The organism is Mycobacterium sp. RTGN6 (genome assembly GCF_033804605.1).
Taxonomy (GTDB): domain Bacteria; phylum Actinomycetota; class Actinomycetes; order Mycobacteriales; family Mycobacteriaceae; genus Mycobacterium.
In genome coordinates this window covers 48,810-72,712 of the sequence record NZ_JAPZKZ010000010.1, presented here as the reverse complement: position 1 = coordinate 72,712, position 23,903 = coordinate 48,810, and the positions used below count along the sequence as shown (strand labels likewise).

Here is a 23,903-nt window from a genome sequence, read left to right as displayed (position 1 = left end):
CCGCGCGGACAATAGGACTGATCCAGCACTCGCGTGTACAGTAAGGCCCGCGACGTAGGTGTCGATGCGATGCCCCAAGCCCCAGCCAACGAGGTCCCTCCACCGTGTCCCCAGAGCGCCCGCTGATCAGCCCGAACGGCCCGCGTATAGCCATTGCGCACGATTACTTGACGCAACTCGGCGGCGCCGAGAAGACCGTGCTCAATATGAGCAAGGCATTTCCCGACGCGCCGATCTACACGATGCTCTATGACCCGGATGCGACATTTCCCGAATTTCGGGATTTGGACGTTCGCGTGCCGGCGATCAACAAAGTGCGCGCGCTGCGCAAACACCATCGGGCCGCACTTCCCATTTTCCCGTTGCTCGCGCAGTCGATATTCGTCGACGCCGATGTCGTGCTGACGAGCAGTAGCGGTTGGGCCCACGGATTCCGGACGAGCGGCCGGAAACTGGTCTATTGCCATTCACCTGCGCGCTGGCTCTACCAGTCCGAGGCATACCTCGGTGACAACGCAGGCGCCGTCGCACGAATGGGTCTTCGGGCTACGTCTGGCTACCTAAAGGCATGGGATCGCAAGGCTGCCAGCAGCGGTGACCTCTATTTGGCGAATTCCACTCAGATCAAGGGTCGAATCGCCGACGCTTACGGCATCGACGCACAGGTGGTGTTCCCGCCGGTGTCGACGGTGGCGGCCGACGACGTCGAACCCATCGCCGACGTGCTCGACTGGCTCGGCCCCGCCGCGGACGACAAGGACGGCAGCTTCTATCTCGTCGTCTCGCGGTTGCTGCCCTACAAGAACGTCGATGCGATCGTCCGCGCATTCGCCGGGGCCGACCGGCGACTGGTGGTCGTCGGGCGCGGCCCGCAGGCTCACCGGCTTCACGCGATGAAGACCGACAACGTCATGATGCTGTCCGACCTGTCGGATGGGGCGCTGGCGTGGCTGTACAAGAACTGCAAGGCGATCATCGCCGCAAGCTACGAGGACTACGGCCTCACCCCACTGGAGGCCGGGGTCTGGGGTCGGCCGGCGATCGCCCTGCGGTTCGGCGGGTTCCTCGACACCATCCACGAGGACGTCAGCGGAATGTACTTCGAGGAACCGACCGCCCACGCCGTCGGCGGCGCCGTCGACCGCTTCGAGTCGATGAAGTTCGACGCCGACAAGGTGCGCAACCACGTTCAGCAGTTCAGCCAAGAGGTCTTCTCGGAGCGGTTGCACGCCGCCGTGGGAGACCTCGTGGCGCGCACCGGGTGAGCAACTGCCACCGAGGTACGCTCACCCACTTAGAGCCGTGACCAACTACTCCGGATCCAAACTGACCGAAACAGGAGCCAAACGGTGAACCTCGAACCCGCGAAGGCGGACCCGGAGGACGTGGCCAGGAAGGTGGCGGCCGCTCCGGGCCTGAAGTTGCCTCCGGAACCGTCGTACGACCTGCTCCCCGACGGCAGGGTGGCCAACTACCGGATGCAGAGCATGGGGTTGGGCCGCAAGGCGCGCAACCGCATCGGTCAGGTGCTGTACAACCTGATCTTCACGCACATCCCCTTCCACTTCATCCGGCAGGGATTCCTGCGCGCGTTCGGCGCCACCATCGGCAAGAACTCCTGCATCATGCTCGGCACGTCGATCCTGGACATCGAGTTCCTGACCGTCGGCGACAACACCTCGATCGGGGCCCGCTGCCTGCTCGACGCAAGGGCCGGGCTATGGATCGGCAACGACGTGACGATCGCCAGCGACGTTCAGATCATCGGCGGCGGCCACGACGTCAACCACCCGGACTTCCTCCCGGTGCCCATTCCGACCGTGGTCGAGGACTACGCCTGGATCGCCAGCCGCGCGATGGTGTTGCCGGCCCTCATTCGCCGCGGTGCGGTCGTCGCCGCACAAGCGGTGGTGAACAAGGACATTGGCGAATGCGAGATCGTCGGTGGCGTGCCCGCCAAGGTCATCGGCAAGCGTGATCCGGAAGCCTTGAAGTACCGAGGCGGGTACCGCCCGCTGTTCTGCTGATGCCTGCCTCGCTGCGGGACTACCGGCTGGTGTTCGTCGGACCTGCGAATGGCAAGACCGCGGTGGGGGACTACGCCGAGGACTTCGTCGAGGGGGTCCGGCCGCACTTCGGCGAGGTGGTCGAGGTGCGTACGGGCGGGCCGGGCGACGAGACCCTGGCGGACCTTCGGCGCTACCGCAGGGCCGTCGCCGCGCACGTCGCGGAGGGCAAGCCGGGCCGGGTGCTCGTACACGCCGAGTTGTCCACCGCCGCACTGGCGCCGTTCTGGTCGACCGCCCGGCTGAAGGACGTCCCGGTGACCGGCACAGTGCACGATCCACCGCAAGGCGTCTGGATGCCCGCCCGCACCCGGTTCGTCGCGCGTTCGCGGCTGCTCAACCACGGCATCCACTACCCGTTGCGGCCCGTCAGCCGCGCCCTCGAGCGCGCCATCTACGGCGACCGCATGCTCTTCGCGCTCACCGAGACGGGCAGGCGCTCGATCGAGCGGACCTTCCCCTCCACGACGACCCGCTACATTCCGCACCTGGTCAGAAGTCGGCCGCTGATCAAGCCCACTCAGGACCGCCCCAATGCCATCGGGTTCTTCGGACACGTCTACCGCGGCAAGGGATTCGAGCAGATCGAGCGGCTCCGCCAACTCCTGCCCGCCGACATCGCCATCCGCGTGGCGGGTCGCGGGACCGAAGCGCTGCCGAAGGCCGACGGCATCGACATACTCGGGGCGGTCGACGGTCCGGACGAGGATGCGTTCTTCGAGTCGGTGCGCGCGATCGTCGTGCCCTACGGGAAGCGGCACTTCTACGCCGACAGCTTCGCCGCGTCTGGTGTGGTGGCGCACTCGATGGCCTACCGCACCCCGGTGGTGACCACCGACTACGGCGCGCTCGCGGAGCTCGACGAGCAGGTCGGCGCGTTGGTCGTGCGGGTCAACGCGAGTGAGGGGCCAGCCGAATCTGCCACCGTGGCAAGGGAATTGGCTACCGCCGTCGAGGCACTGCTCACCGATGAGGCCCGGCTGACGGAGTTGGGCGAGGCCGTGGAGAAGGCGCGCCAGGACCGCTCCACACCGCGCACCGCAGAGGCCTTCGTCGCCGCGTGGGGCGACCTGCTCGAGGTCACGCGTGGCTGAGGTCACGACCCCGGAGAACTCCCCAGAAGCCGCCACCCCGGACGGCAAGCGCAATCTAGTCAAGACGCTCGTCGGCGTGTTCTTCATGTACGGCAGCCGCGGCCTCGGGCTGCTGCTCACCCTTGCGCTGATCGCCCGGCTCGGCATCGCGGACTACGGCCTCTACGTGCTCGGCCTCGCACTGGCCACCATGCTCAGCGCCCCGCTGGACAATCCGTGGAGCGTGCGTGCGATACGCGAGACGGACGAGGAGTTCGCCGCCGAGCGCGTGAGCCGCTTCCTGATGGGTGCGGTGTTCATGGTCGCCGGTGCCGCGTTGACGTCCGTGAGCTACTTCGTGTGGTTCGGACTGGCAGTCGCGGGCGGCGAGATCGTGTTCAACTCGCTCAAGAGCCGCTCGGCCAGGGAGGGTCATCCCGACGTCGTGTGGCGCTGGGACGCCATCAGGCAGACCAGCAGCGTCGTGCTGACGTGCGCCTATCTGTTCGGCACGTCCCACCCCACCCTGCAGGTCGCGAGCCTGCTGTACTGCACGCCGTACCTGGTGATCCTGGTGCTCGCGGGCAACGTGGTGCGCGGGCACCGGCCGGCCATGCCGGGGCCGGTGCGCCAGATGGCCATCCTCATCGGCGAGATGGGCGGCACCGTCGCGTACCTGCAGGCCGACGTGCTGTTGCTCGGTTGGCTGACCAACAGCACCGTGGTCGGCTACTACAACATCCCGCTGATGCTCACCAGCGCGCTGGCGGCGGTCGGGCAGTCGTACGCGATGACGTTCCACGAGCCGCTGCGCAAGAGCGGCGGCGACCTCGCGGCCGGTCCGAAGCTGCGCAACACCCTGTTGATCAGCGGGATCGTCGGGGCGCTGGTGCTGATCACCGGTGTCGTGATGCTGATGACGCCCGTTCCGGCCCAGATGGCGCAGGCCATGGTGATCATGGCCGGCTGGGCGGTGCTGCGCACGGTCATCTGCATCTTCCAGGTGGTGCTGTACGCACAGCGCCGCGACGCCATCCGGTTCGGCACCACCATCGCGTTGATCCCGGTCAAGTTCGCCATCCTGACGGTGCTGGTGAAGCTCGGCCTCGGGGCCGTCGGTGCCGCCATCGCCACCACCGCCACCGACGCCATCTTGCTGATCGTGTTCGCGGGGGTGCTGTACTGGAAGCCGAAGCCGAAGCCGAAGCCGGTGGCGACCGAGTGACCAAGGTCTGCTTCCTCCTTTCGAAGGATCCCGTCCTCGAGCACGGCGGCGACGTGGAGATGTCGCGGCTGCTCATCGGCGTGGCCGCCGAGAGCTTCGACGTGTCGGTCATCTGCCTGTCCGCGGAAAGCGGTTCGGTGGTAGCCGATTTCGTGCCAGGCGGGCTCCCGCTGACGCGGGTGGCCAAGCCTGCCGTCCGTCCGCTGGCGCTGGCGCTGGCCGCGGTCAGGCGGCGCCGCAGTCTGGTTCACGTCCGATTCGACAGCGATGCGCTCGTCGCGGCCATCGAATCCAGCGACGCGGACACGTTTGTCGCCGAGCACAGCTACATGGCCGAATCATTCTTGCGCAGTTCGCATTTCGGTAAACGAGCGCTGATCGTCAACACCCATGTCAGCGAGGCCCTGGTGTGGGGGGCCACCCGTGGCCTGTTGGGTCGCGTGGAGGCGGCCCGACTGGTGCGCGACGAGCTGCGCGTGGCGCTGGCGGCCGACGCCGTCGGGACCTTCGACGCCGAGGAGGCCGCGGCCTACCGTGCGCGCGGAGTGGCCAGCGCCCGTTGGCTGGGGTTGACCCTTCCGCCCGCCGACCAAGTCGACATCGCCGCGTCGGGACCGCGGCTGGTACTGATGGGCACGCGGGACTGGCCGCCTAATCAGGAGGCCTACCTGCGCGCGCTGGCGCTGTGGCCGGCGATCTCCGCGGGCATCCCCGGCGCGGAACTCTGTGTGATCGGCGCCAGGAAATCGGGGGCACCCGAACCCAGCCATCCCGACGGGGTGCGCGATCTCGGCTTCGTCGACGACCTGCACGCGTTCCTCGGGAGCTGCCGCGCGATGATCGCACCGATCGTGACGGGTGGCGGGGTGCGCGTGAAGATCCTCGACGCCGCGCGCATCGGGCTGCCGGTGGTGGGCACCAGCGTCGCCGTGGGCTCCCTTGGTCAGGTGTTCGACTTGCCGGTCTTCGACGGGGACGACGCGTTCGTCGCGGAATGCCGTCGACTGCTCACCGATCGCGACGCGGCCGTCACTGCGGGGCGAGCAATCTTCCAGGCAAACTCAGAATATTGGCAAGAAGGGCGAGTAAGGAAGCCAGTGGACTCGCTAATCCGGGGTCAGCTCCCGGATAGCCACCCCCGGGATTCTGATTCCCGGGACTCGCGACACACGAACTCGTAGCCGTCGGGTTCTGCGGACCGGGAGCGTGCTCGCCGTACGTGACATTTGCCTGGCCAGCCGAATACGTGATGGTGCCGTGCTCGAAATCGACTCGGGTGCCACCGATTCCGGGGATCTCGTCGGTGACGGCCAACCCCAGTTCCGGCTTCCAGGCGGCCGTGATGCCACCCCCGGCGGCGTGTGCGCCGGTGGTGGGCGAGTACCAGATGCGCAGCCCGTACGGATGATCGAAGTCCTGGTATCCGCCGGCGAACGACCCCTTCGGCACCGACCCGTAACAGCGCGCCCGTTCGGCGACCGGGTTGGGCGAGGTGAGCAAGCCCGACGGCGTCTCGAAGACGGTGCTGACCGTTCGGACCTGCGCCCAGTTCTGTGCAGTCGCCTTGTAGACCGGACTGAGCACGGAACCGAGCGCTGGGTCGGTGAGCACCGAGAAGCGCTGATATTCGGGTGATTTCGCGAGCTGCCCGGTGGCGCCGGACTGCACCACCTGCTGCAGGGGCTTGGGTGTCCAGTCCCTGCGGTAGACGCCGAACGTGTCGTCGGGGGTGAAGCCGCCGGTGACGCGATCCCGTGTGGTGTAGACGTACATCGGTCCGGTGTACGGAAGTTCCTGCCACTTGGTGAGGATGTCGGCGACGTAGGCCTGCTGCTGTGCCTCGCCTGCCGTCGAGGCGGGCTCACCGTACTCCGTCGACCAGATCTTCTTGCCTTCATCGCCGTTGGCGATCATCACCTTTCGGAGTTCCATCAACTGCAGCATCGGCGAGTTCGCCACCGTCATGCCGTCGGAGAACTTCAACGTGTACTGGTACGGGTGGTACGCCAACGCGTCGAAGTACGCCTTGGCCCCGGCCGCATACATCTTGGTGAGGAACGAGATCGGGTTGATGGCGTAGTCGCCGTAGTCGACGATCGCCCCCATCGAGCCGCCGAGCACCACGATCGACGGGTCGACCGCCTTGATCCGCGGGTATGCGGCCTTGAGTAGATCGACGTATCCCGCGGGGTCGGGTTTGGGCGTGTAGAACGTCACCGCGTTGGGCTCGTTCCAGATCTCGATCGCGCTGATCTTGCCGACGTAGCGCGTCGCGGTCTTCGCGACGAATTCGCCGTATGTGGCGGGTGAGGCGGGTCGTCCGCTGAGGTACTGCCCACCGGTGGCGACCGCCCACGTCGGCGTGGAGTTGATCACGGCGACCACTGCCAATCCGCGGGTGGCAGCGGAGTTGACGGTCTTGTCGACGCTGCTCCAGTCCAGTTGGTTCTGCACGGGCTCGATGCCCGCCCACGGGATCAGCAGCCGCACCGACTTCACCCCCAGCGCGCGGATGGCGTCCATGGACCGGTCGACGTCGGCCTGGGGCAGCCCGTACACGTCGGAGTCGGCGATGGCCGTCGTGGTCGGTGCCGCGTCGATGGTCGCGGCGACGGTGACGGTGACGGTGCGCGGTGCCGGACGGAGCAACTCCGAACTGATCGCGGTCGTGCACACGACACCCACCACGACGGCGATCGCAGTGGTCCTGAAGGTACGGCGAAGTCGCCGACGTCTGATTTGGCGCACGGTGCCGTTAGTCTCGCGGACACAACGAGATTTCCCTGGGAAGTGGCTAGGCGTGTCGGATCGATGGTTTGCTGGTGTCGTCCGTCGGGTGGGGCATGGCGTGATCGTCGTGGTAACTATCAGTGCCGTACTATGTCGCCGTGATGGCCTGGACTGAGCTTCGCGCAGTTCCGCGGCACATCCCGCCCATTGGAGACTGACGTCCGTGTGCGCGTGCGCTGAGGTCAACAGTGTTGCTGGCGGTGGAACAGCTACGGAACTGAAGGGTGTTGATGAAGGACTCGACGGTGGACGTGAAGCGCTCGATGGTCGGCGGCGCGAACCGATGACTCGAGCCGGGGCGCTGCTCTGCGCGATCCTCGCCACCGTCGTCGTCTCGTCGGCGTGCGGCGAGCCGCCCACCGAATCCGCCTCGTCGCCCGATGCGGGAATGAGCCTGCCAGGCGACTTCGGCGGGTCCGGCCCGGGCACGTTGGTCGCCGCCACCACCATGCCGACCCTCGATCGTCGGCTCGAGGCGGTCACGTCGGTCGCGGCGAAGGTGACCTACACCTCGACGTCGGGCGTGACGAACGAGCTGACGGAGGTCACCGGAACCGTCTTTGCACCACGGGGCGCCCCGCCCGAGGGTGGGTGGCCGATCATCGCGTACGGGCATCCCACCACGGGCGTGCGGGCCGATTGCGCGCCGTCCTCGTCGCCGACGCTGCTGAACCTGTCGGCCACGATCCTGGGCCTCGTCAACTCCGGCTACGTGGTGGCCATGTCGGACTATCAGGGCCTGGGCAACGACCGGACCTATCACCCGTATCTCGATGCGACCACCGAGGGCTACAACCTCGTCGATTCGGTGCGCGCCGCGCGCAAGCTGGTCGCCGACACCTCGGACCGGTGGGCGTCCTTCGGGGTGTCGCAGGGAGGGCAGGGCGCATGGGCGGCCAACGAGCTCAGCGCCGACTACGGTGCCGGGCTCACGCTGGTCGGCTCCGTCAGCGTGTCCGCGCCGCTCGACATCACCGGATTCGCGGACGCGGCGGCGGGCGGCACGCTCACCAAGGACCAGCAGCCCGCCTATTCAGCCGTGCTCGAGGCGCTGAAGAACGAGTACCCGGACATCAACCTCGACGACTACCGCCGCGGAATCGTCCAGAGCTCCTGGGACGAACTGCTGCAGTGCGACTACGCGAAGGCCGACGAGCGCGCGCAACTGGTCGACCAGATCACGCCGGACGACCTGCGGCCATCGAGTGTCGAAGCGACGGACGCGCTGCGCGGACGCCTGGCCGAGGCCAGCCTGCCCCGCCGGCCCCTCACCACGCCCGCGCTGGTCATCTACGGAGGCCAGGATGCGCTGATTCCGCCGTCGTGGACGGACGCGGCCCTGCAACGCGCATGCGAGCTGGGTGACGTCATCCGCATCGACCTGCAGCCGGACAAGGGACACTCCGACGTCGACATCGGCCCGGTGATCGGCTGGCTCGGTGACCGGTTCAGGGGCGAACCCGCGCCGAACAGCTGCCCGTCGTTCATCACTCCGCCGCCGCCTGCCCCTGAGGAAGAGCCCGCCGCGGAAGAGCCCGAAGTCACCGTCGAGGAGGGCGGATGACTTCGAAGCCTGCGCAGGCGAACCACCCGTCCGCCAACGACATCCGCACCCGCGGCCGCATCATCGGCCTCGACGGGGCGCGCGGCCTGTCGTGTCTCGGAGTGGCCGTCGCGCACGTCACCGGGCACTACTCCCCGCATACGGCAGCTGCCACCAAGGTCGGTCTGGTCGGCCTCTCGCTCGTCTTCTTCTACGTGCTCAGCGGCTTCCTGCTGTTCCTCCCCTACGTGCGCAACCTCACCGAAGCCCGCTCGACGGCGACGCTGCCAAGCACGAAGAACTTCGCATTGCATCGAATCGCGCGGATCCTGCCCGGTTACCTCGTCATCTTCCTACTGGTCAACTTCGTGTTCCAGGTCGCATACATCCAGAATCCCGCGTACCAGCCGCTGGGCACCGAAGACGGCACCGGCATGATCACCGACCCCTGGCAGCTGCTTGCCAACCTCACGTTGGTGCAGACCTACCTACCTCAGTACATCCAGACCGGGCTGAACCCGTCGTGGTCCCTGACACTGGAGTACGCGTTCTACGCGGTGCTGCCGATGCTCGCGGCGCTGCTGTTCGTGGTGCGCCGCCGAACTGGGCTGCGTCCGTTCAACATCGCCGTCCTCGGTGCGATGGCCCTCGTGGTGCTCGCCCTAGTCGGCCGCGCGTTCGTTCCGCTGGTGAACGCCGCGACCGGCATCACCGACCCCACCCTGCTCGAGTGGGGCGACAACTGGGCGGCCGTGTTCTCGCGCAGCTTCCTGACCAATGCCGACAACTTCGCCGTGGGTATGCTCGCCGCGGTCGTCATCGTCGCCATGGAGCAGAACGCCGTGAAGGAGCGGCTGAGCGGTCGCGTGCGGTTGTACAGCGTGCTCGCGTTGCTGCCGGTGATGGTGGTGGCCGCCGGGCTGACCGCGTTGCACAGCGCCTACGCGACGAGCGCGTTGGGGGTGCTGTGTGCGCTGCTGATCCTCGTCCTCGTCGCGCCCCTGGCCCGGGGAGCGGATTCGGCGATTGCGCGCTGGTTGGACCTGCCGCCGATGCTGTATGTCGGCAAGGTGTCGCTGTCGGCCTACCTGTGGCACTTCCCGGTGATGCTCCTGCTGGCACGCTGGGGCGTGCTGGCCGGCGACACGTTGACGGGAATGTTGTATAACGTCGTCGTCGTGCTTGTTGTCACGATGCTCATCTCGACGGTCACCTATTACGGCGTGGAGAAACCGGTGATGAACGTCGCGAGGCGGTACCGCCATCGGTGGGCCTGATGCGAAAGGGCTTGCCTGCGCTGGCGATTGCCGTCGTCACCGTGGTCGCCGTCGCGGCGATCGCGCTGTCGCTACCGGTTGGAGAGCGCATCGCGAACAAGGTGATCGAGTTGTTGCGGGGCGACGTGCAGACCGCGCAACCCGTCCCGATCGAGACCGCGGACCTCAGTGGCTCCGGCCCGGGCACCTTGGTCAGCGCGACGACGATGCCCGCGCTCCGCACGACGATCAACGCCCACGAGCTGCAGGCGGCGCGGGTGGTGTACCGCTCCACCAACGGTGACTCCGGAGCGGAGACGGTGGTGTCCGGCTCCGTCTTCACGCCGGTCGGGCAACCTCCGTCGGGTGGGTGGCCGATCGTCTCCTTCGGCCATGGCACCACCGGCATCGACGAGGAGTGCGGTCCGTCCCGCTCCGACTCGTTGCTCGGCCTTTCGGAGCCCGTGGTCGGCCTCGTCAAGAGTGGATACGCCGTTGCGTTGACCGACTACCAGGGCCTCGGTGAGGGCGGGATCCATCCCTACACCGACGCCAAGACCGCCGGGCTCAACATGATCGACGCCGTTCGAGCGCTTCGGCATACGTTCGGCGGCACGTCGACGCGCTGGCTCGCCTTCGGCGGATCGCAGGGCGGCGGTGCGGCCTGGGCGGCCGACGAACAAGCCACGCCGTACGCCCCGGAGCTGGATCTGGTTGGCGCCGTGGCTTATTCGCCCGCGGCCGATGTGACTCGCATCGTGGACAAGGCGCAGGCGGACACGCTCACCGAGGAGCAGCGGCCGGCCTTCCTGGCAATCGTGGAGTCCCTGGCGCGCCTTCATCCAGACCTCGACCGCGACGACTTCCGGCGCGGCCCGGCGGCCAAATACTGGGACATGATGTTGTCTTGCGCGGGCAACGACGCCCACGACAGGGATAACGCGCTCAAGCTGGTGACCGCACAGGACATCGAACCGGCCAACCCCGCCGCTGCTGCCCGACTGCGCCAACTGTTGGCCAAGTGGGCGGTCCCGCAACGTCGACTGTCGGCTCCGCTCTCGGTGGTCTACGGTGGCGAGGACACCTACATCGATGCGCAGTGGACGACGGATGCGATCGCTCGGGCGTGCGCGCTCGGCGGGACCGTGGATTGGGATCTGCAGCCGCACAGTGGACACGGTGACGTCGACGTCACCCACCAATTCCAGTGGGTGGCAGACCGATTCGCGGGAAAGCCGGCTACCAATGATTGCCCGTAGGGATCCCGACGGCGACGCACCGTTGTGGCGCAGAACGGCCTTCGTGGCGAAGGGCGTGGTGAAGCGTGCGCTCGCCCCTCGGGGTACGGCCGTGACGCCGCCGGAAGCCGGTTATCTGGTGGTGCCGATCCTTGGCCAATCGAATGCCTTCGGCATGGGAATCGGCCTCGACCCCGACGGGCTCGACGAGCCGCACCCGCGAGTACACCAGTACGCGATGTGCGGACGATCCAAGGGCACGGTCATCGCCGCCGTCGACCCACTGCTACACGAGCTCCCCGGAAAAGGCGTGGGGTTCGGGATGACGTTCGCGAAGTTTCTGGCCGAGGAGACGGGGCGGTGCGTCCTGCTGATCCCCGGCGCGCGCGGGGACACGGCATTCGCGCCCAAGAACGGCCACACCTGGGATCCCGCCGACACCAAGACCAAGATCAACCTCTACCGGAACGGCGTGCGCGCCATCGACGACGCCCTCTCCCAGCACCCTGACAGCAAAGTGGCTGCGGTGCTGTGGCACCAGGGCGAAAGTGACGTTCCGCTGACGTCCGGTTCGGTGTATCAGACCAAGCTGGATTTCGTCATTGACGATTTGCGCGCGCGATATGGCGCCCGGGTTCCGTTCCTACTCGGTCAAATGGTTCCCGAGGAGATCGAACTCAGTCGCAAGGATTATTCGGTCGTCGACGCCATTCACGTCGATACTCCGAATCGCCGTGCGCGAACCGCGTTCGTGCCGGGGGAGCGGGGCTGTATCAACGGCGGAGCCGACCGGCACTACAACGCCGCCGGCCAGCGTGCGATGGGCAGCGCCATGTGGGCAGCCTTCCACGCCATGTGTGGACGCGAACTGGCGGAGTATGCGACCGGTTAGACGCATCCTGACGGCGTTCGAAGCACTCGTCGCCGTGGTGACGATCCTGCTCGTCGACATGGGCATCGGTGGCTACCTGATGTTCACCAACGCAACACAGGATCCGTTGCAGAAGGCGGACGCAATCATCGTCTTGGGTGGTGAACACGATGGTCGTGAAGACTATGGAATTAGCTTGGCGCAGCAGGGTTGGGCGCCCACCGTCGTGATCTCGAATCCCTACTGGGATGGCGATCCCGTCATGAAACGGGTATGTGCACCGACGGCACACGTCGAAGTCATATGTCGCAGGCCCGAACCCATGACCACCCGCGGCGAGGCGGCCCTGATGCGCCAGCTCGCCGACCAGCGATCCTGGAACAAGATCATCGTGGTCAGCTGGCGCTACCACTTACCAAGGGCGCGCCTAATATTTCGTCAATGTTTCTCCGATGAACCTGGCGCGACCGTGATGGCCGCAGTGCCACGGCGCTATCAATATTCACTCCTCGGTTGGGAGTTCATTTACGCATACCAATGGGGGGGACTCGCGAAAGCGTTAGCTCTGGGCGAATGTTCGTGACCTGCGTGTCTCCTGAATGTGTGGCGTCCGCTGGCAAACAGTGTCATAGTGTTACGCAGCACGGGGGCGGGCTAATGAACGTAAGCTGCCAGCAAACAGGAGGTGTGGCGACTAGTGTCGGTGGCAGAAGAAGTTTTCGCTCCCGCGAAGACGCCGTTGAGTGCGGTCCACGCGACTGACGGCCCCCGGTGGCAACGCAGGTACATTCGAGCTCTCATCGTCACAGACATCATCGTCGTGTTCGCTGCGCTTGCGTGTGCACAGATGGTTCGCCTCGGCAGGCCCATCACCGCGCTCGATCCAGCATCGATCTACTTCTCGATTCTGTCGGTGTTCGTCGCGGCGATCTGGCTGGCTTTGCTCGCCGCGTACCGTACCCGGTCACCCCGCATCGTGGGAGCGGGCGTCGAGGAATACCGGCGGGTGGTGTCCTCGACACTGGCCTGCATCGGCGTGGTCGCCGTCCTCCTGATGATCTTCCGGCCCGAGTACGCGCGTGGCTACCTCGCCGTCGCGTTCCCACTGGGCCTGGCCTTCCTCCTCATTGGCCGCAACCTCGCGCGGTACTCACTGGTGCGTCAGCGTCGCCGTGGGCGCTGCGTGGTATCGGTGCTCGCCGTCGGCGACGCGCGTGCGGTGCGCAGCCTGGTTCAGTCCCTGACGCGGGGTTGGGGCTACGGGTACTCGGTGGTCGGCGTGTGTCTGACCGGCCGCAGTTCCGGTGGCACCATCGACATTCCTGGCGTCGGCACGCTTCCGGTGCTCGGTGACGAGGGCAAGGTCCACGACGCCATCCTCAAGACCAATGCCGACACCGTCGCGTTGACCACCACGGACCACCTCGGGCCCGAAGGCGTCCGCGAACTGTCGTGGGACTTGCACAAACTGGGGGTGGACCTAGTGGTCACGCCAGGCGTCGTAGACGTCGCCGGACCACGCCTGACCATGCGCCCCGTCGCAGGGCTGCCCCTCATCCACGTCGAGAAGCCTCAGTACAGCGGTACCAAGAAGATACAGAAGCTGGCGTTCGACTACTTCGTGTCGATCTCCGTGCTGCTGGGTGCGCTTCCGGTGATGATCGTGGCCGCCATCGCCATCAAGCTGACCAGCAAGGGCCCGGTGTTCTACCGCTCCGAGCGCATCGGACTCGACGGCGAGCCGTTCCAGATGATCAAGTTCCGCACCATGGTCGATGGCGCGGACAAGCAGGTCGACAGCCTGGTGCACGTCAACGAGGCCGTCGGCGGCGTGCTCTTCAAGATCAAGGCAGACCCGCGGATCACGGCGGTCGGAAAGCTTCTGCGCAAGTACAGCGTCGACGAGCTCCCGCAGTTCTTCAACGTGTTGCGGCGCGACATGAGCGTCGTCGGCCCTCGGCCCCCGCTGCGACGCGAGGTCGACACCTACAACGATCAGGTCCGCCGCCGGCTGTTGGTGCTTCCGGGTATCACTGGGCTCTGGCAGGTCAGCGGACGCTCCGACCTGTCGTGGGAGGACTCGGTGCGGCTCGACCTCTCGTACGTAGAGAACTGGTCGATCACCAACGATCTGCTGATCGCCGCCAAGACCATTCGCACCGTCGCGACCGGTACCGGGGCTTACTGAGCGACTTCGGTCGCGTTTCGGAAGTTCAGTCGGGCGCCGCAAATTGCGGTCTGCTATCCGGTGCCACTCGGTTCGATACCCATTCGCCATTGTCATCGTCGCAACGAGGGACACAGCAAATGCGGGGCCACCGGGATCGGACATTTCTCGGGAATGTTTAACGTCCCGTCGCACTGACAGCCCGCTAGCGCGGCAAAGCGTTGCGAATCGACTAGCCGGTTGGTGCCGGGAGCACCTCGAGTTCCGATGGTGACTCGCGCTGCGCCGCCTTATCTCGCGCCCGTTCCTTTCGTACGTCATCCACGTACAAGATGAACGCTAGGAATATCGACCACAGAAGCACATTCTGCGGCACGTCAGAGACGTTGTGATCCAGGTTGAATTGGATCACATTGAGCCCGATGAATATTCCCCCATACATGGCGAGCGGCAGTGAATCGGAGCGCATCGCTCGGTAGGAAAGGACGATACTGATGAGTACGACCGCCATGAAGGCGATGAAGGGCAGGATGCCGCCACGATAGAACGTGATCAATGGCGCATTGGAAGGAAGATTGAAGACGTACGAATACTGTGGATCGAGGAACTCTGGTCGACCCCAACCCCAACCGAATGGCCAATGGCTCGCCATTTGACCGGGAAAGGCCCGTAAGGCGTCGGCGCGTGCGATCGAACCGACGTCTCGGCCCGCGAAGGCCGTGGCCAGCCGCTCACGGATGGGATCGGCCAGCAAGGCCGCCGTCGCGATGACCACGCTGACGCCGATCGTCGCCGCACGATCGCGCCCCCGCATGGAATGAAAGACGAGCACGAGTAGGACGCCGAACGCCACGCTGAAGATCGAGGCCCGGCTGAGCGTCAGTATCAGTGCCGCTGCAGTCACGAGGATCAGTACGGTGCGCCGCCAACCCGCGAATAGCAGGACGCTGAGTGCCAGCGCCAAAACCAGGTTGACGGCTGCACCATTGGCGTTGACCCACGTTCCGCCCAGCCGGATCGTCCCCGTCGTGCCGTCGGCGCCCTGAGCGAACTGCAGTGCGATGGCCTCGAGACGGTACCCAAGCGGCTCGAAGATTCGCAGTGCATTGTTGTTCTGATCGAACGCGATCAAGTACATGCCGAAGAGGCCGTTCACAGCGGCGACGACGGCGAATATCTGACCGAAGCGCTTCAGATTCTCCCGTGGCAGCTGAATCAAGGCGAGCAATACCATCGATGGGATCAACCAGCGGATGTACAGCGAGTAATCGACGAATCCGTGTGCGTTGATGATCATCGTGAAGCCACTGGTGATGATCAGCGCGATCCACGCGAACTCGAGCGGGTGCATGGACCGCGCCAACCGAGGATGAAAGAACGAAGCAACTACCGCGCCAAAGGCGAGTGGAAGGTAAATGGGCAGGTTGATGCCTGGAATGCGCCCGAATTGCAGGCCGGCCATTATGGCGGCCAAGGCGTAGAAGAACCAGATCGGATGCCTTACCCCGACATATGCGGCGACGACCAGTGCGACTACGGCCGCGACGCCCAGCAGCGAAAGCTTGCCAAAGGAAATTGCCATCCACGTCGCCGCCAGGCTCATAGCAACAATCAAGATGGATGCCACGACGTTGCGGAGAAGTTCCCGGCTGGCGTTCACGTCACTCATGGTCGCAGGTCGACCAGCTAAGCTCAACATGCGGGCCCGGCCGTGTCCTATAGGCTCGCGCGTTCGCGACGGCTAGCCTGTTGACACCTTGCAATGCAATTACTGAGGAGTCCGACGTTGGAGATCAAGGAATACCTGCGAATATTCGGCAGGTACTGGTGGGCGATCGTGATCCTCACCCTGGTCGGCGCTGCGGCCGGGTGGGCGTGGTGGCAGTTCAGTACCCGCGAATATCAGTCGACGGCAACCTTGTTCGTGGCCACCCAGAACGGCACCACGGTCACCGAGGCCTACCAGAACAACCTCTTCTCCACCGACCGGGCGAACTCGTACGCCAGCCTCGCCACTAGCGAACAGGTGGCAGCGCGGGCGGTCGACCAGCTGAAGGGCACGATCACCCCCGAGGAACTGCGCGGACGGATCTCCGCCGTCGCCGCGCCCAAGACGGTGCTCTTCAACGTCAGCGTCACCGACCCCGACCCGGCCCTCGCGCAGACGTACGCCAACGCGGTGACCGACCAACTCGTCGGCCTGGTCAGCGAGCTCGAAACCTCGCGCCGCGGCGGCACCCCCGCTGCCGGCGCGGTAGTGGTCGACGAAGCCGACTATCCCACCAAGCCGCTCGGCATGGCGATGCCGATGCGGATCGGTATCGGAGCCGCAGGCGGGCTCCTGGTCGGCGTGCTCGTCGCGCTCCTGGTCGGCGTGCTCGACCGGCGCGTTCGCGGTCGCGAACCCGTTGCCGACGCCACCAGTTCGTCGCTGATCGGCGGTTTGCCGGCCGACCCGTCACGCGCGAAGGTCCCCGTGGTCGAGCTCGACAAGGACGGCCTCTACGCCGAGCGGCTCCGGGAGCTGCGCACCAATTTGCGCTTCGCCAGACTGGCAAACGACAACGAACCGCCCACGGTGATAGCTGTGACCAGTCCGTCGGCGTCGGAGGGGCGCACCACGCTCGCGATCGATCTCGCGGCCGCGCTGGCCGAATCGGGCCGCAACGTCGTGCTCGTCGACGGCGACTTCCGGGGCTCGGCGCTCGCCGAACGGCTCCCGCTGAGCGGGCCCGCCAAGGACGCCGCCGCAACCCGCGGGCTCAGCACCACGATCGCTGGGGAGAACACCGTCGTCGAAGCCATCGTTCCCGACGTGCCGCTCGGCCACCATCGGGTTGCGTTCCTGCCGACGGGCCCGATCCCACCTCGCCCGGGCGAGCTGTGGGCGGCCGACCGTGCGACCGAGCTGCTGGACGAGCTCGCGGACGCCTACGACTACGTCATCATCGACACGCCGCCGCTGTCGAAGTACAACGACGGCGCGTTGGTTGGCGCGCTCTCGGACGGCGCGCTACTGCTGGCGCGTATTCGCCACACGACCCAGTCGGGGCTGCGCCGGTCGGTGCAGACGCTGCAGGGTGCGCACGCGGCACTCATCGGCACCGTGGCCACGTTCGAGCCCGGCCATCGTCGTGACCTCACCCGCGACGCGCCAAGCACCACCGCACCGCCCGCGGCCAAACCGCCAAGCCCGCGCAAGGCTGCGCCTGCGGCCGACAACGGTGGCGAAGGGCTCGTCGGTTCGGCGGGCGCGACGCAGCGGATCGCGCGGTCCAGGCACGGGTCCGCATAGCGGTGCGGGCTCGAGTTCTGGCCGCGACCGTCGCGCTGGCGGCGCTCCTCGCCGGCTGCACGTCGGAGCCGGCGGCGCCGCCGGTTGCGTACGAGCGCCCGCCGCGTTCCGAGGTGTCGCCCAACTTCGACGGAGCGCCGGAGCTTCCGCCCCCGGACATGAGCGACACCGGCCCGGGTTCGCTCCTCGACGTCAAACCGGTGACCGGGATCGGGGCGTTCGACGACGCCAACGCGACCGCGGTCCGGGTGACCTTCAAGTCGACGTCGGGACGTGACGGCACCCCCAGCCTGGTCACCGGCGTCGTGGTGGTCCCTCCCGGCCAGCCGCCAAAGGGAGGCTGGCCGGTCGTGGCCTTCGGACACGCCATGACGGGCGTCCAGCCGAAGTGTGCCCCCACGCTGGCCGAGAACTATTGGGGTTACTCGTCGGCCATCGTGTCAATGCTGAGCCGCGGGTTCGTCGTTGCCTTCCCAGACTTCGAGGGGCTCGGAGTCGAGGGCTCACTCCATTCGGCGGTTGACGCAACGACTCTGGGCAACAACATGATCGATGCCGCCCGAGCTGCGCATCGGGTGCTGCCTGCCGCCAGCCCACAGTGGGCGGCCTACGGCCTCGGAGAGGGCGGGCTTGGTGCGTGGGCGGCAGCGGAGCGGGCCGGAACCTACGGCGCCGGAATGGATCTCGTCGGCGCGGTGGCGTTCTCGCCGTATGCGGACCTGTCACCGCTGGTCACCGCGGCCGAGCAAGGCACACTGGGCGGGCCCGTGCAGGCGCGGGACTACATCTGGATCTTGCAGAGCCTGTCCAACATGGACCCCGAGTTCGACCTCGATCTCTATCGCTCCGGCGTAGCGCGCGAACGGTGGGACTCCTTGGCCGACTGCGCTCCGCCCGATCCCGAGGAGACCAAACAGCTGCTCGTCGACCTCAACCCGAACGACCTCAAACCCCGCGATCCGGGCGCCGCAGCCGACCTACGGCGGCGCCTGGCCGCCTTGGGCGTGCCCGCGACTTATCCGACTCCGGGGTCCGCACCGGTGCTGGTGGCGTTCGGAACCTTGGACAACAGCAGTCCGCCCGACGGGATTCAGCGGGCGATCGACAGGGCCTGCGCGAAGGGCGAACGGATCGAGGTGCTCACCCGCGTCGGAGGCAGCAACGCGTCGGACGACCAGATGGTCGACGCCGCCCTCGGCTGGCTCTACGCCCGGTTCGCGGGAGAGCGACTTGGAAACGTCTGCGTCGGGTCAGCATGATCCCACCGCCCGACGCGCCGAAAGCCGCTGACTACCTTCGCATCCTGGGTCGCCGCTGGTGGATCCTGGTGTGCGCCACCGCACTGGCCGCCGGTCTGGGCTGGGTGTCGTGGCAGACCGAGACACCGATCTACACCAGCAGCGCCAAGGTGCTCATCACGTCGCCGGGCAGCGCGACTCCGCTCGACGCGCTCTACGGGCAGGTCAATGCGGAGTCCCGAGTGATCACCTATCAGTACCTGGCCCGCAGCGCACGGGTCACCGAAAGGGTCATCGACGAGCTCGGACTGTCAGAGACCACCGACGAGCTCGCCGGACGCATCAGCATTCCGCTGACCCTGACGGCGGTGCTCGACGTGAACGTCAAGGGCACCGATGCCGAGGAGACCCGCAAGGTCGCCGACGCCGTCACCTCCACCATGGTCACCGTCTCGCAGGAACTGGCGAAGGTCGACACCGCAGGCACCGAGTTGGTGGTCGTCGACGAAGCGGGCCCCGCGAAGCGGGACGGATCGATGTGGCAGTCGATCATTAGGGCCACCGTGCTGGGCTTCATCGTGGCGCTGGTCCTGGTGCTGGCGTTGGGATTGTTGGAGGACCGGCTGCTCGCACGACGACAAGTCGGACGTGTGGTCGACGGCGCGGTCGAAGGTTGATCCGTCGCTGGCTGCCTTGGATGATCGTCGCGGTCGTGGTCGCATTGGCAATCCCGTTGGCGTGGAAGCTGAGCGGGCTCCTCTCGGCCGGCGACGGCGACGACCCGGTGCCGGTTGCCGGCGCCGACCTGTCCGGCTCAGGTCCAGGAACGTTGGTCAGTGCGATGACGATGCCTGGATTCAGCCGATCCCGGGAAGGCCAGCTCGTCGACGCCGCTCGCGTGGTCTACCGCTCGACGTCGGGTGACACCGGGCAGCAGACCGAGGTCTCGGGCTCGGTGTTCACGCCCAAGGGCACGGCACCGGACGGCGGCTGGCCGGTGATCGCCTTCGGTCACGGCACCACGGGAATCGACGAGCCTTGTGCGCCGTCACTTTCCGACGCGCTGCTGGGATTCTCGAGCATCGTCGTCGGGTACGTCAGCTTGGGGTACGCGGTGGCGCTGCCCGACTACCAGGGCCTCGGTGCGCCCGGCGTCCACCCCTACACCGACGCCCGCACCGCCGGGCTCAACATGATCGACGCCGTGCGCGCGCTGCGGCACACCTACGGCGACGCGTCCACCCGATGGGCGGCGGTCGGCGGTTCCCAGGGGGGCGGGGCCGCATGGGCTGCCGACGAACAAGCCGCCTCCTACGCCCCAGAATTGGAGTTGGTTGGTGCCGTGGCGTACGTGCCCGCGTCGAACGTCACGGGCATCGTCGACCATGCGGTTGCGAACACGATGAGCACCGATCAGGCGCTGGCCTTCCAGGCCATCGTGGAATCACTGGCGCGGCTGCACCCCGACGTGAACCGGGACGACTACCGCCGTGGCGCCGCGGCGAAGTACTGGGAGCTACTGTCCGCGTGTTCGGGCCCGAAGGCGTCCGACCGGGCCGCCGCCGCGGCGGCGGTGAAGGCCGACGACTTCACGCCGGCCAACCCCGCGGCGGCCGACCGCCTGCGCGGCCTGCTCTCGGCGTGGGCGTTGCCCCAACAGCCACTCTCGGCGCCGTTGTCGGTCACGTACTCCGGACGCGACTCCTTCATCGACCCGCAATGGACCACGGACGCCATCGCACGGGCGTGCGCGCTCGGCGGCACGGTGGTCTGGCAGCTCCAACCGGACAAGGGCCACGGCGACGTCGACGTGTCGACTCGATTCGATTGGCTCGCAGATAGATTCGCAGGCCAACCGGCAGGCAACGACTGCCCACCGGAAGGTGGTGGGATACCGTGACGCCCATGGTGAAGAGACTCCTCGTGGCGATCGTCTGTGTGGCCCTGGTGTCCGGGGTGGCGTACGGGGTGAAGCCCTTCGCCCCCTTCATCGGGGCGTGGGTCTACGACCAAGTCGCCCCGTCGGCAGGCCCGCCCGAGCCCGTCGCGTCGGCTCAACTGAACGGTTCGGGACCCGGATCCCTGATTCGGGCCACCACCTTGCCGGGGGTGATGCGCAAGTGGGACGGACGAAACATGACGGCCGCGCGCATCGTCTACCGCTCGACGTCGGGCGACACCCAATTGCCGACCGTCGTGTCCGGTTCCGTCTTCATCCCCACCGGCGACGCCCCCAAAGGGGGATGGCCGGTGGTGTCGCTCGGACACGCGACGCTCGGGATTGACCCGCCCTGCGCCCCGTCGCTGTACTCGAGCCTGCTCGGATTCCTGCGGTACGTGGCGGTTTTCGTCGATATGGGCTACGCCGTTGCGATGGCCGACTTTCAGGGCCTTGGCACTGAGGGCATCCATCCGTATACCGACTCCCGCACCGCGGGGCTGAACATGATCGACGCCGTGCGCGCGCTGCAGAAGACGTTCCCCAACATCTCCAACAGATGGGTGGCCGTCGGAGACTCGCAGGGCGCGGGAGCGGCGTGGGCGGCCGACGAGCAGGCGAAGGGCTACGCGCCCGAACTCGACCTGCTCGGCGCGCTGGCAGCATCGCCGGGTGCCGACCTCACCGGACTCGTCGACAAGGCCGCGGACGGCACGTTGACCCCCGAGCAGCGTAGCGTCATCCAGGCGATCATCGAATCGCTCGCCCGGCTGCATCCCGACCTGAACCGCGACGACTTCCGCACCGCCGGGGCCAAGCACTACTGGAACGTGCTCACCGACTGCACACCCGCCGGGGCATACAAGCGCGCTCAGGCCGCCGACGGGGTGGGACCGCGCGACTTCGCGCCGCGCACACCCGACGCGGCCAACCAGCTTCGCGAGCTGATACAGAAGTGGGCGCTACCGCAGAAGCCGCTGTCCGCGCCGCTCTACGTCTACTACGGCGGCAAGGACCCGTACATCGATGCGGCCTGGACGAAGGCGGCCATCGAACGGGCCTGTGCCCTGGGCGGAACCATCACCATTCGGTACGAACCCGACGGCGGGCACAACCCGTCGGACGGACTGGAAGTGATCCGCTGGATGACCGACCGATTCGACGGAAAGCCCGTCCAGAATGACTGCTGACGCGCTCGACGCGGCGGTGCTGCGCGCAGCCGTGCTCGGACCGTCGTCGGGCTGGCGGCGCCTCGACGTGGTGGCCGAGACCGGGTCGACGAACGCCGACCTGATCGCGCGGGCACATGCAGGGGAGGACATCGACGGCGCGGTCCTCATCGCCGAGCGTCAGACGGCCGGGCGGGGCCGGCAGGGCCGAAACTGGTCCGACGGTCAGGGCGCCCAGCTCGCCTTGTCGGTGGGCATCGGCGTCGCGGACGTGCCGACGCAGCGATGGGGCTGGTTGCCGCTCGCCACGGGCGTGTCCATCGTGGAGACCGTCGGCCGGCTCGGCGGTGAGGTGTCGCTGAAGTGGCCCAACGACGTACTGGGCCGCGACGGCAAGCTGGCCGGAATCCTGGCCGAAGTGGCCGCTGCCCAGCGGGCCATCGTCGTGGGAATCGGCCTCAACGTCACACTTGCCAGAGACGAAGTCGCGGCGCCCCAGGCGATTTCGTTGGCCGAACTCGGCATCGACGTGCCTCCTCGGATCGACGTCGTCACCGAACTGCTCCGCGCGCTGGGCGACCGGGTACGCGGCTGGCGCGAATCCGGCGGCGCCGACCCGGGTTTGGCGGCCAAGTACCGCGACGTGTGTTCGACGCTCGGCGCCCTCGTTCGCGTCGAACTTCCGGGTGGCAACGAGCTCGTCGGAGTGGCTCGCGACGTCGACGAGCAGGGTCGGCTGTGCATTGACAGCGGTGGCGAAGAGATCGTGCTGGCAGCCGGAGACGTGATCCATCTGCGGCCCGCCGCGTCGGCCTGAGGCTATTGTCTGATCCGTGGGGTATCCGGAGAACGTGCTCGCCGCCGACGAGCGGGTGGTGCTACATCGTCATCCACACTGGAAGCGGCTGATCTGGCCCGTGCTCGTGCTCGTGCTCGTGACTGCACTGGCGGCATTCGGGGCCGCAGTGGTCAACGCCGCCAACTGGAGTTCGGCGGTGGCCACCAACGTCGTCATGGCCGTCATCGGCGTGGTGTGGTTGGTGGTGATCGGGTGGCTCACCGTGTGGCCGTTCCTGAACTGGCGCTCAACGCATTTCGTCATCACCGACCGGCGGGTGATGTTTCGGCACGGGGTGCTCACGCGAGCGGGCATCGACATTCCGTTGGCGCGCATCAACAGTGTCGAATTCCGGCATGGGCTGCTCGACCGCATGGTGCGCACCGGCACGCTCATCATCGAGTCCGCGAGCCAAGATCCCCTTGAGTTCCACGACATCCCCCGCGTGGAACAGGTTCACTCACTGCTGTATCACGAAGTCTTCGACACCCTCGGTTCCGAGGAATCGCCGAGCTGATCCGTACTATTTCCCGTCGCTTCGCTCGCCCCGACGCGGCGTGCCCGCCTCGATCGCAGCCGCGTGACCGAGCCGCGGCCGTGGCCTTCCTCGAGCTCGTCTTCGATGGCTTCGGCGATCCCGCCCGCAGTCAGGGTGGCTTCGAGCGCCTTGTCGGGGCTGCGTCCGTACTCGTCGGGGAACACCCAGCGCCGGAACGCCCAGAACCGGAACCCCATTTGCAGCAGGTTGCCGATGATGTAGGCGGAGACGAAGTCGGCGAGGTTCTCGATGGTCAGCGACACCTCGGGCACCCGCAGCCCGAGGACGTAGCTGGAGAAGTACAGCGGGGCCATGGCCAGCACCACCCCGACACCACTGACGCCGAAGAACAGCAGCGCCTCGTGGTGGCGCTCACGGCCGCCGCGGTCGCGGAAGCTCCATTCCCGGTTCAGGATGTAGGACGCGATGACGGCGACGACGCCCGCGATGATCTTCGCCGTGACCGGTTTGGGCTCGAGAATGGTCAGCTTCAGGGTGAAGAAGATCGCGGAGTCGATGATGAACGTCGTTCCACCGACGATCGCGAACTTGATGAGCTCGTGATGCCGCTCGGCGAAGGGCCGGATCGCGCGCGGCAGCCGCGCGATGGTGGCATCGGTGAAAGACACAAGACGCGAGTGTACGGAAACAAGACAC

The 23,903-nt window shown here is 66.8% G+C and carries 20 protein-coding genes and 1 pseudogene; 18 read left to right on the top strand and 3 right to left on the bottom strand.

All coding sequences use genetic code 11. The features are described 5' to 3' along the window. Nucleotides 1-104 precede the first annotated feature (104 nt). The 5 genes from SLQ33_RS23615 (at nt 105) to SLQ33_RS23595 (ending at nt 5,545) form a co-directional block, all read left to right on the top strand. The gene (locus SLQ33_RS23615; RefSeq protein WP_319456315.1) at nt 105-1,265 is read left to right on the top strand and encodes a glycosyltransferase; all 1,161 of its coding nucleotides are present in this window, start codon (nt 105-107) and stop codon (nt 1,263-1,265) included. A gap of 84 nt (nt 1,266-1,349) precedes the next feature. After that, the gene (locus tag SLQ33_RS23610; protein WP_319456314.1) at nt 1,350-2,027 is read left to right on the top strand and encodes an acyltransferase; all 678 of its coding nucleotides are present in this window, start codon (nt 1,350-1,352) and stop codon (nt 2,025-2,027) included. Continuing rightward, nucleotides 2,027-3,160: a glycosyltransferase gene (locus tag SLQ33_RS23605; protein WP_319456313.1), complete on the top strand. Its 1,134-nt coding sequence runs from the start codon at nt 2,027-2,029 to the stop codon at nt 3,158-3,160. Before SLQ33_RS23610 ends, SLQ33_RS23605 begins: the two co-directional genes overlap by 1 nt. Then, a complete protein-coding gene (locus tag SLQ33_RS23600; RefSeq protein WP_319456312.1) occupies nt 3,153-4,364 on the top strand; it encodes a hypothetical protein in 1,212 nt (403 codons plus the stop codon). Before SLQ33_RS23605 ends, SLQ33_RS23600 begins: the two co-directional genes overlap by 8 nt. Next, the gene (locus SLQ33_RS23595; protein ID WP_319456311.1) at nt 4,361-5,545 is read left to right on the top strand and encodes a glycosyltransferase family 4 protein; all 1,185 of its coding nucleotides are present in this window, start codon (nt 4,361-4,363) and stop codon (nt 5,543-5,545) included. The genes SLQ33_RS23600 and SLQ33_RS23595 overlap by 4 nt, the downstream gene beginning before the upstream one ends. Before the next feature lie 643 nt (nt 5,546-6,188). Here the strand turns inward: SLQ33_RS23595 and SLQ33_RS33645 are convergent. Continuing rightward, a pseudogene (locus SLQ33_RS33645) lies at nt 6,189-6,923 on the bottom strand (beta-galactosidase); the annotation flags it as partial. Between the two features lie 514 nt (nt 6,924-7,437). Between SLQ33_RS33645 and SLQ33_RS23590 the strand changes: the two are divergent. The 6 genes from SLQ33_RS23590 to SLQ33_RS23565 all read left to right on the top strand — a co-directional run bounded on the left by SLQ33_RS23590 (nt 7,438) and on the right by SLQ33_RS23565 (nt 14,250). Further along, a complete protein-coding gene (locus SLQ33_RS23590; protein WP_319456310.1) occupies nt 7,438-8,718 on the top strand; it encodes a lipase family protein in 1,281 nt (426 codons plus the stop codon). Then, a complete protein-coding gene (locus SLQ33_RS23585) occupies nt 8,715-9,974 on the top strand; it encodes an acyltransferase (RefSeq protein WP_319456309.1) in 1,260 nt (419 codons plus the stop codon). Before SLQ33_RS23590 ends, SLQ33_RS23585 begins: the two co-directional genes overlap by 4 nt. Further along, on the top strand, nt 9,974-11,212 hold the full coding sequence (locus tag SLQ33_RS23580) for a lipase family protein (RefSeq protein ID WP_319456308.1): 1,239 nt from the start codon (nt 9,974-9,976) through the stop codon (nt 11,210-11,212). The genes SLQ33_RS23585 and SLQ33_RS23580 overlap by 1 nt, the downstream gene beginning before the upstream one ends. Next, nucleotides 11,199-12,083 carry a sialate O-acetylesterase gene (locus SLQ33_RS23575; RefSeq protein ID WP_319456307.1) on the top strand — a complete coding sequence of 295 codons (885 nt, stop codon included), beginning with the start codon at nt 11,199-11,201 and terminating at the stop codon, nt 12,081-12,083. Before SLQ33_RS23580 ends, SLQ33_RS23575 begins: the two co-directional genes overlap by 14 nt. Nucleotides 12,084-12,117: 34 nt before the next feature. Continuing rightward, the gene (locus SLQ33_RS23570) at nt 12,118-12,645 is read left to right on the top strand and encodes a YdcF family protein (protein ID WP_319456306.1); all 528 of its coding nucleotides are present in this window, start codon (nt 12,118-12,120) and stop codon (nt 12,643-12,645) included. A gap of 120 nt (nt 12,646-12,765) precedes the next feature. After that, nucleotides 12,766-14,250 (top strand): sugar transferase, encoded by a 1,485-nt coding sequence (locus SLQ33_RS23565; protein ID WP_319456305.1) that lies wholly within the window; start codon nt 12,766-12,768, stop codon nt 14,248-14,250. Nucleotides 14,251-14,461: 211 nt separating this feature from the next. Here the strand turns inward: SLQ33_RS23565 and SLQ33_RS23560 are convergent, their stop codons facing one another. Continuing rightward, nucleotides 14,462-15,898 (bottom strand): O-antigen ligase family protein, encoded by a 1,437-nt coding sequence (locus SLQ33_RS23560; protein WP_319456304.1) that lies wholly within the window; start codon nt 15,896-15,898, stop codon nt 14,462-14,464. A 117-nt stretch (nt 15,899-16,015) separates the two neighbouring features. On the opposite strand from SLQ33_RS23560, the gene SLQ33_RS23555 reads away from it, so the two are divergent. The 7 genes from SLQ33_RS23555 to SLQ33_RS23525 are packed head-to-tail and all read left to right on the top strand — an operon-like array spanning nt 16,016 to nt 23,225. Then, nucleotides 16,016-17,524, top strand: a complete 1,509-nt coding sequence (locus SLQ33_RS23555; RefSeq protein WP_319456303.1) for an AAA family ATPase — start codon at nt 16,016-16,018, stop codon at nt 17,522-17,524. Nucleotides 17,525-17,526: 2 nt separating this feature from the next. Beyond that, the gene (locus SLQ33_RS23550; protein ID WP_319456302.1) at nt 17,527-18,783 is read left to right on the top strand and encodes a lipase family protein; all 1,257 of its coding nucleotides are present in this window, start codon (nt 17,527-17,529) and stop codon (nt 18,781-18,783) included. Further along, nucleotides 18,780-19,439 carry a YveK family protein gene (locus SLQ33_RS23545; RefSeq protein WP_319456301.1) on the top strand — a complete coding sequence of 220 codons (660 nt, stop codon included), beginning with the start codon at nt 18,780-18,782 and terminating at the stop codon, nt 19,437-19,439. The genes SLQ33_RS23550 and SLQ33_RS23545 overlap by 4 nt, the downstream gene beginning before the upstream one ends. Nucleotides 19,440-19,474: 35 nt before the next feature. Next, on the top strand, nt 19,475-20,662 hold the full coding sequence (locus SLQ33_RS23540; protein ID WP_319456300.1) for a lipase family protein: 1,188 nt from the start codon (nt 19,475-19,477) through the stop codon (nt 20,660-20,662). Between the two features lie 5 nt (nt 20,663-20,667). Next, nucleotides 20,668-21,891 carry a lipase family protein gene (locus tag SLQ33_RS23535; protein WP_319456299.1) on the top strand — a complete coding sequence of 408 codons (1,224 nt, stop codon included), beginning with the start codon at nt 20,668-20,670 and terminating at the stop codon, nt 21,889-21,891. After that, nucleotides 21,881-22,687 carry a biotin--[acetyl-CoA-carboxylase] ligase gene (locus SLQ33_RS23530; RefSeq protein ID WP_319456298.1) on the top strand — a complete coding sequence of 269 codons (807 nt, stop codon included), beginning with the start codon at nt 21,881-21,883 and terminating at the stop codon, nt 22,685-22,687. Before SLQ33_RS23535 ends, SLQ33_RS23530 begins: the two co-directional genes overlap by 11 nt. A 16-nt stretch (nt 22,688-22,703) precedes the next feature. Then, nucleotides 22,704-23,225 (top strand): PH domain-containing protein, encoded by a 522-nt coding sequence (locus SLQ33_RS23525; protein WP_319456297.1) that lies wholly within the window; start codon nt 22,704-22,706, stop codon nt 23,223-23,225. On the opposite strand, the gene SLQ33_RS23520 is transcribed toward SLQ33_RS23525, so the two are convergent. Further along, a complete protein-coding gene (locus SLQ33_RS23520; protein ID WP_319456296.1) occupies nt 23,180-23,875 on the bottom strand; it encodes a GtrA family protein in 696 nt (231 codons plus the stop codon). The two genes, SLQ33_RS23525 and SLQ33_RS23520, sit on opposite strands and share 46 nt — an antisense overlap. Between the last annotated feature and the right edge of the window lie 28 nt (nt 23,876-23,903).

Excerpts from the sequence above, each read along its gene's own strand:
- SLQ33_RS23605 (WP_319456313.1), top strand. The coding sequence starts at position 2,027 with ATGCCTGCCTCGCTGCGGGACTACCGGCTGGTGTTCGTCGGACCTGCG.
- SLQ33_RS23590 (WP_319456310.1), top strand. The coding sequence starts at position 7,438 with ATGACTCGAGCCGGGGCGCTGCTCTGCGCGATCCTCGCCACCGTCGTC.
- SLQ33_RS23585 (WP_319456309.1), top strand. The coding sequence starts at position 8,715 with ATGACTTCGAAGCCTGCGCAGGCGAACCACCCGTCCGCCAACGACATC.
- SLQ33_RS23580 (WP_319456308.1), top strand. The coding sequence starts at position 9,974 with ATGCGAAAGGGCTTGCCTGCGCTGGCGATTGCCGTCGTCACCGTGGTC.
- SLQ33_RS23575 (WP_319456307.1), top strand. The coding sequence starts at position 11,199 with ATGATTGCCCGTAGGGATCCCGACGGCGACGCACCGTTGTGGCGCAGA.
- SLQ33_RS23560 (WP_319456304.1), bottom strand. The coding sequence starts at position 15,898 with ATGAGTGACGTGAACGCCAGCCGGGAACTTCTCCGCAACGTCGTGGCA.
- SLQ33_RS23545 (WP_319456301.1), top strand. The coding sequence starts at position 18,780 with ATGATCCCACCGCCCGACGCGCCGAAAGCCGCTGACTACCTTCGCATC.
- SLQ33_RS23535 (WP_319456299.1), top strand. The coding sequence starts at position 20,668 with ATGGTGAAGAGACTCCTCGTGGCGATCGTCTGTGTGGCCCTGGTGTCC.
- SLQ33_RS23530 (WP_319456298.1), top strand. The coding sequence starts at position 21,881 with ATGACTGCTGACGCGCTCGACGCGGCGGTGCTGCGCGCAGCCGTGCTC.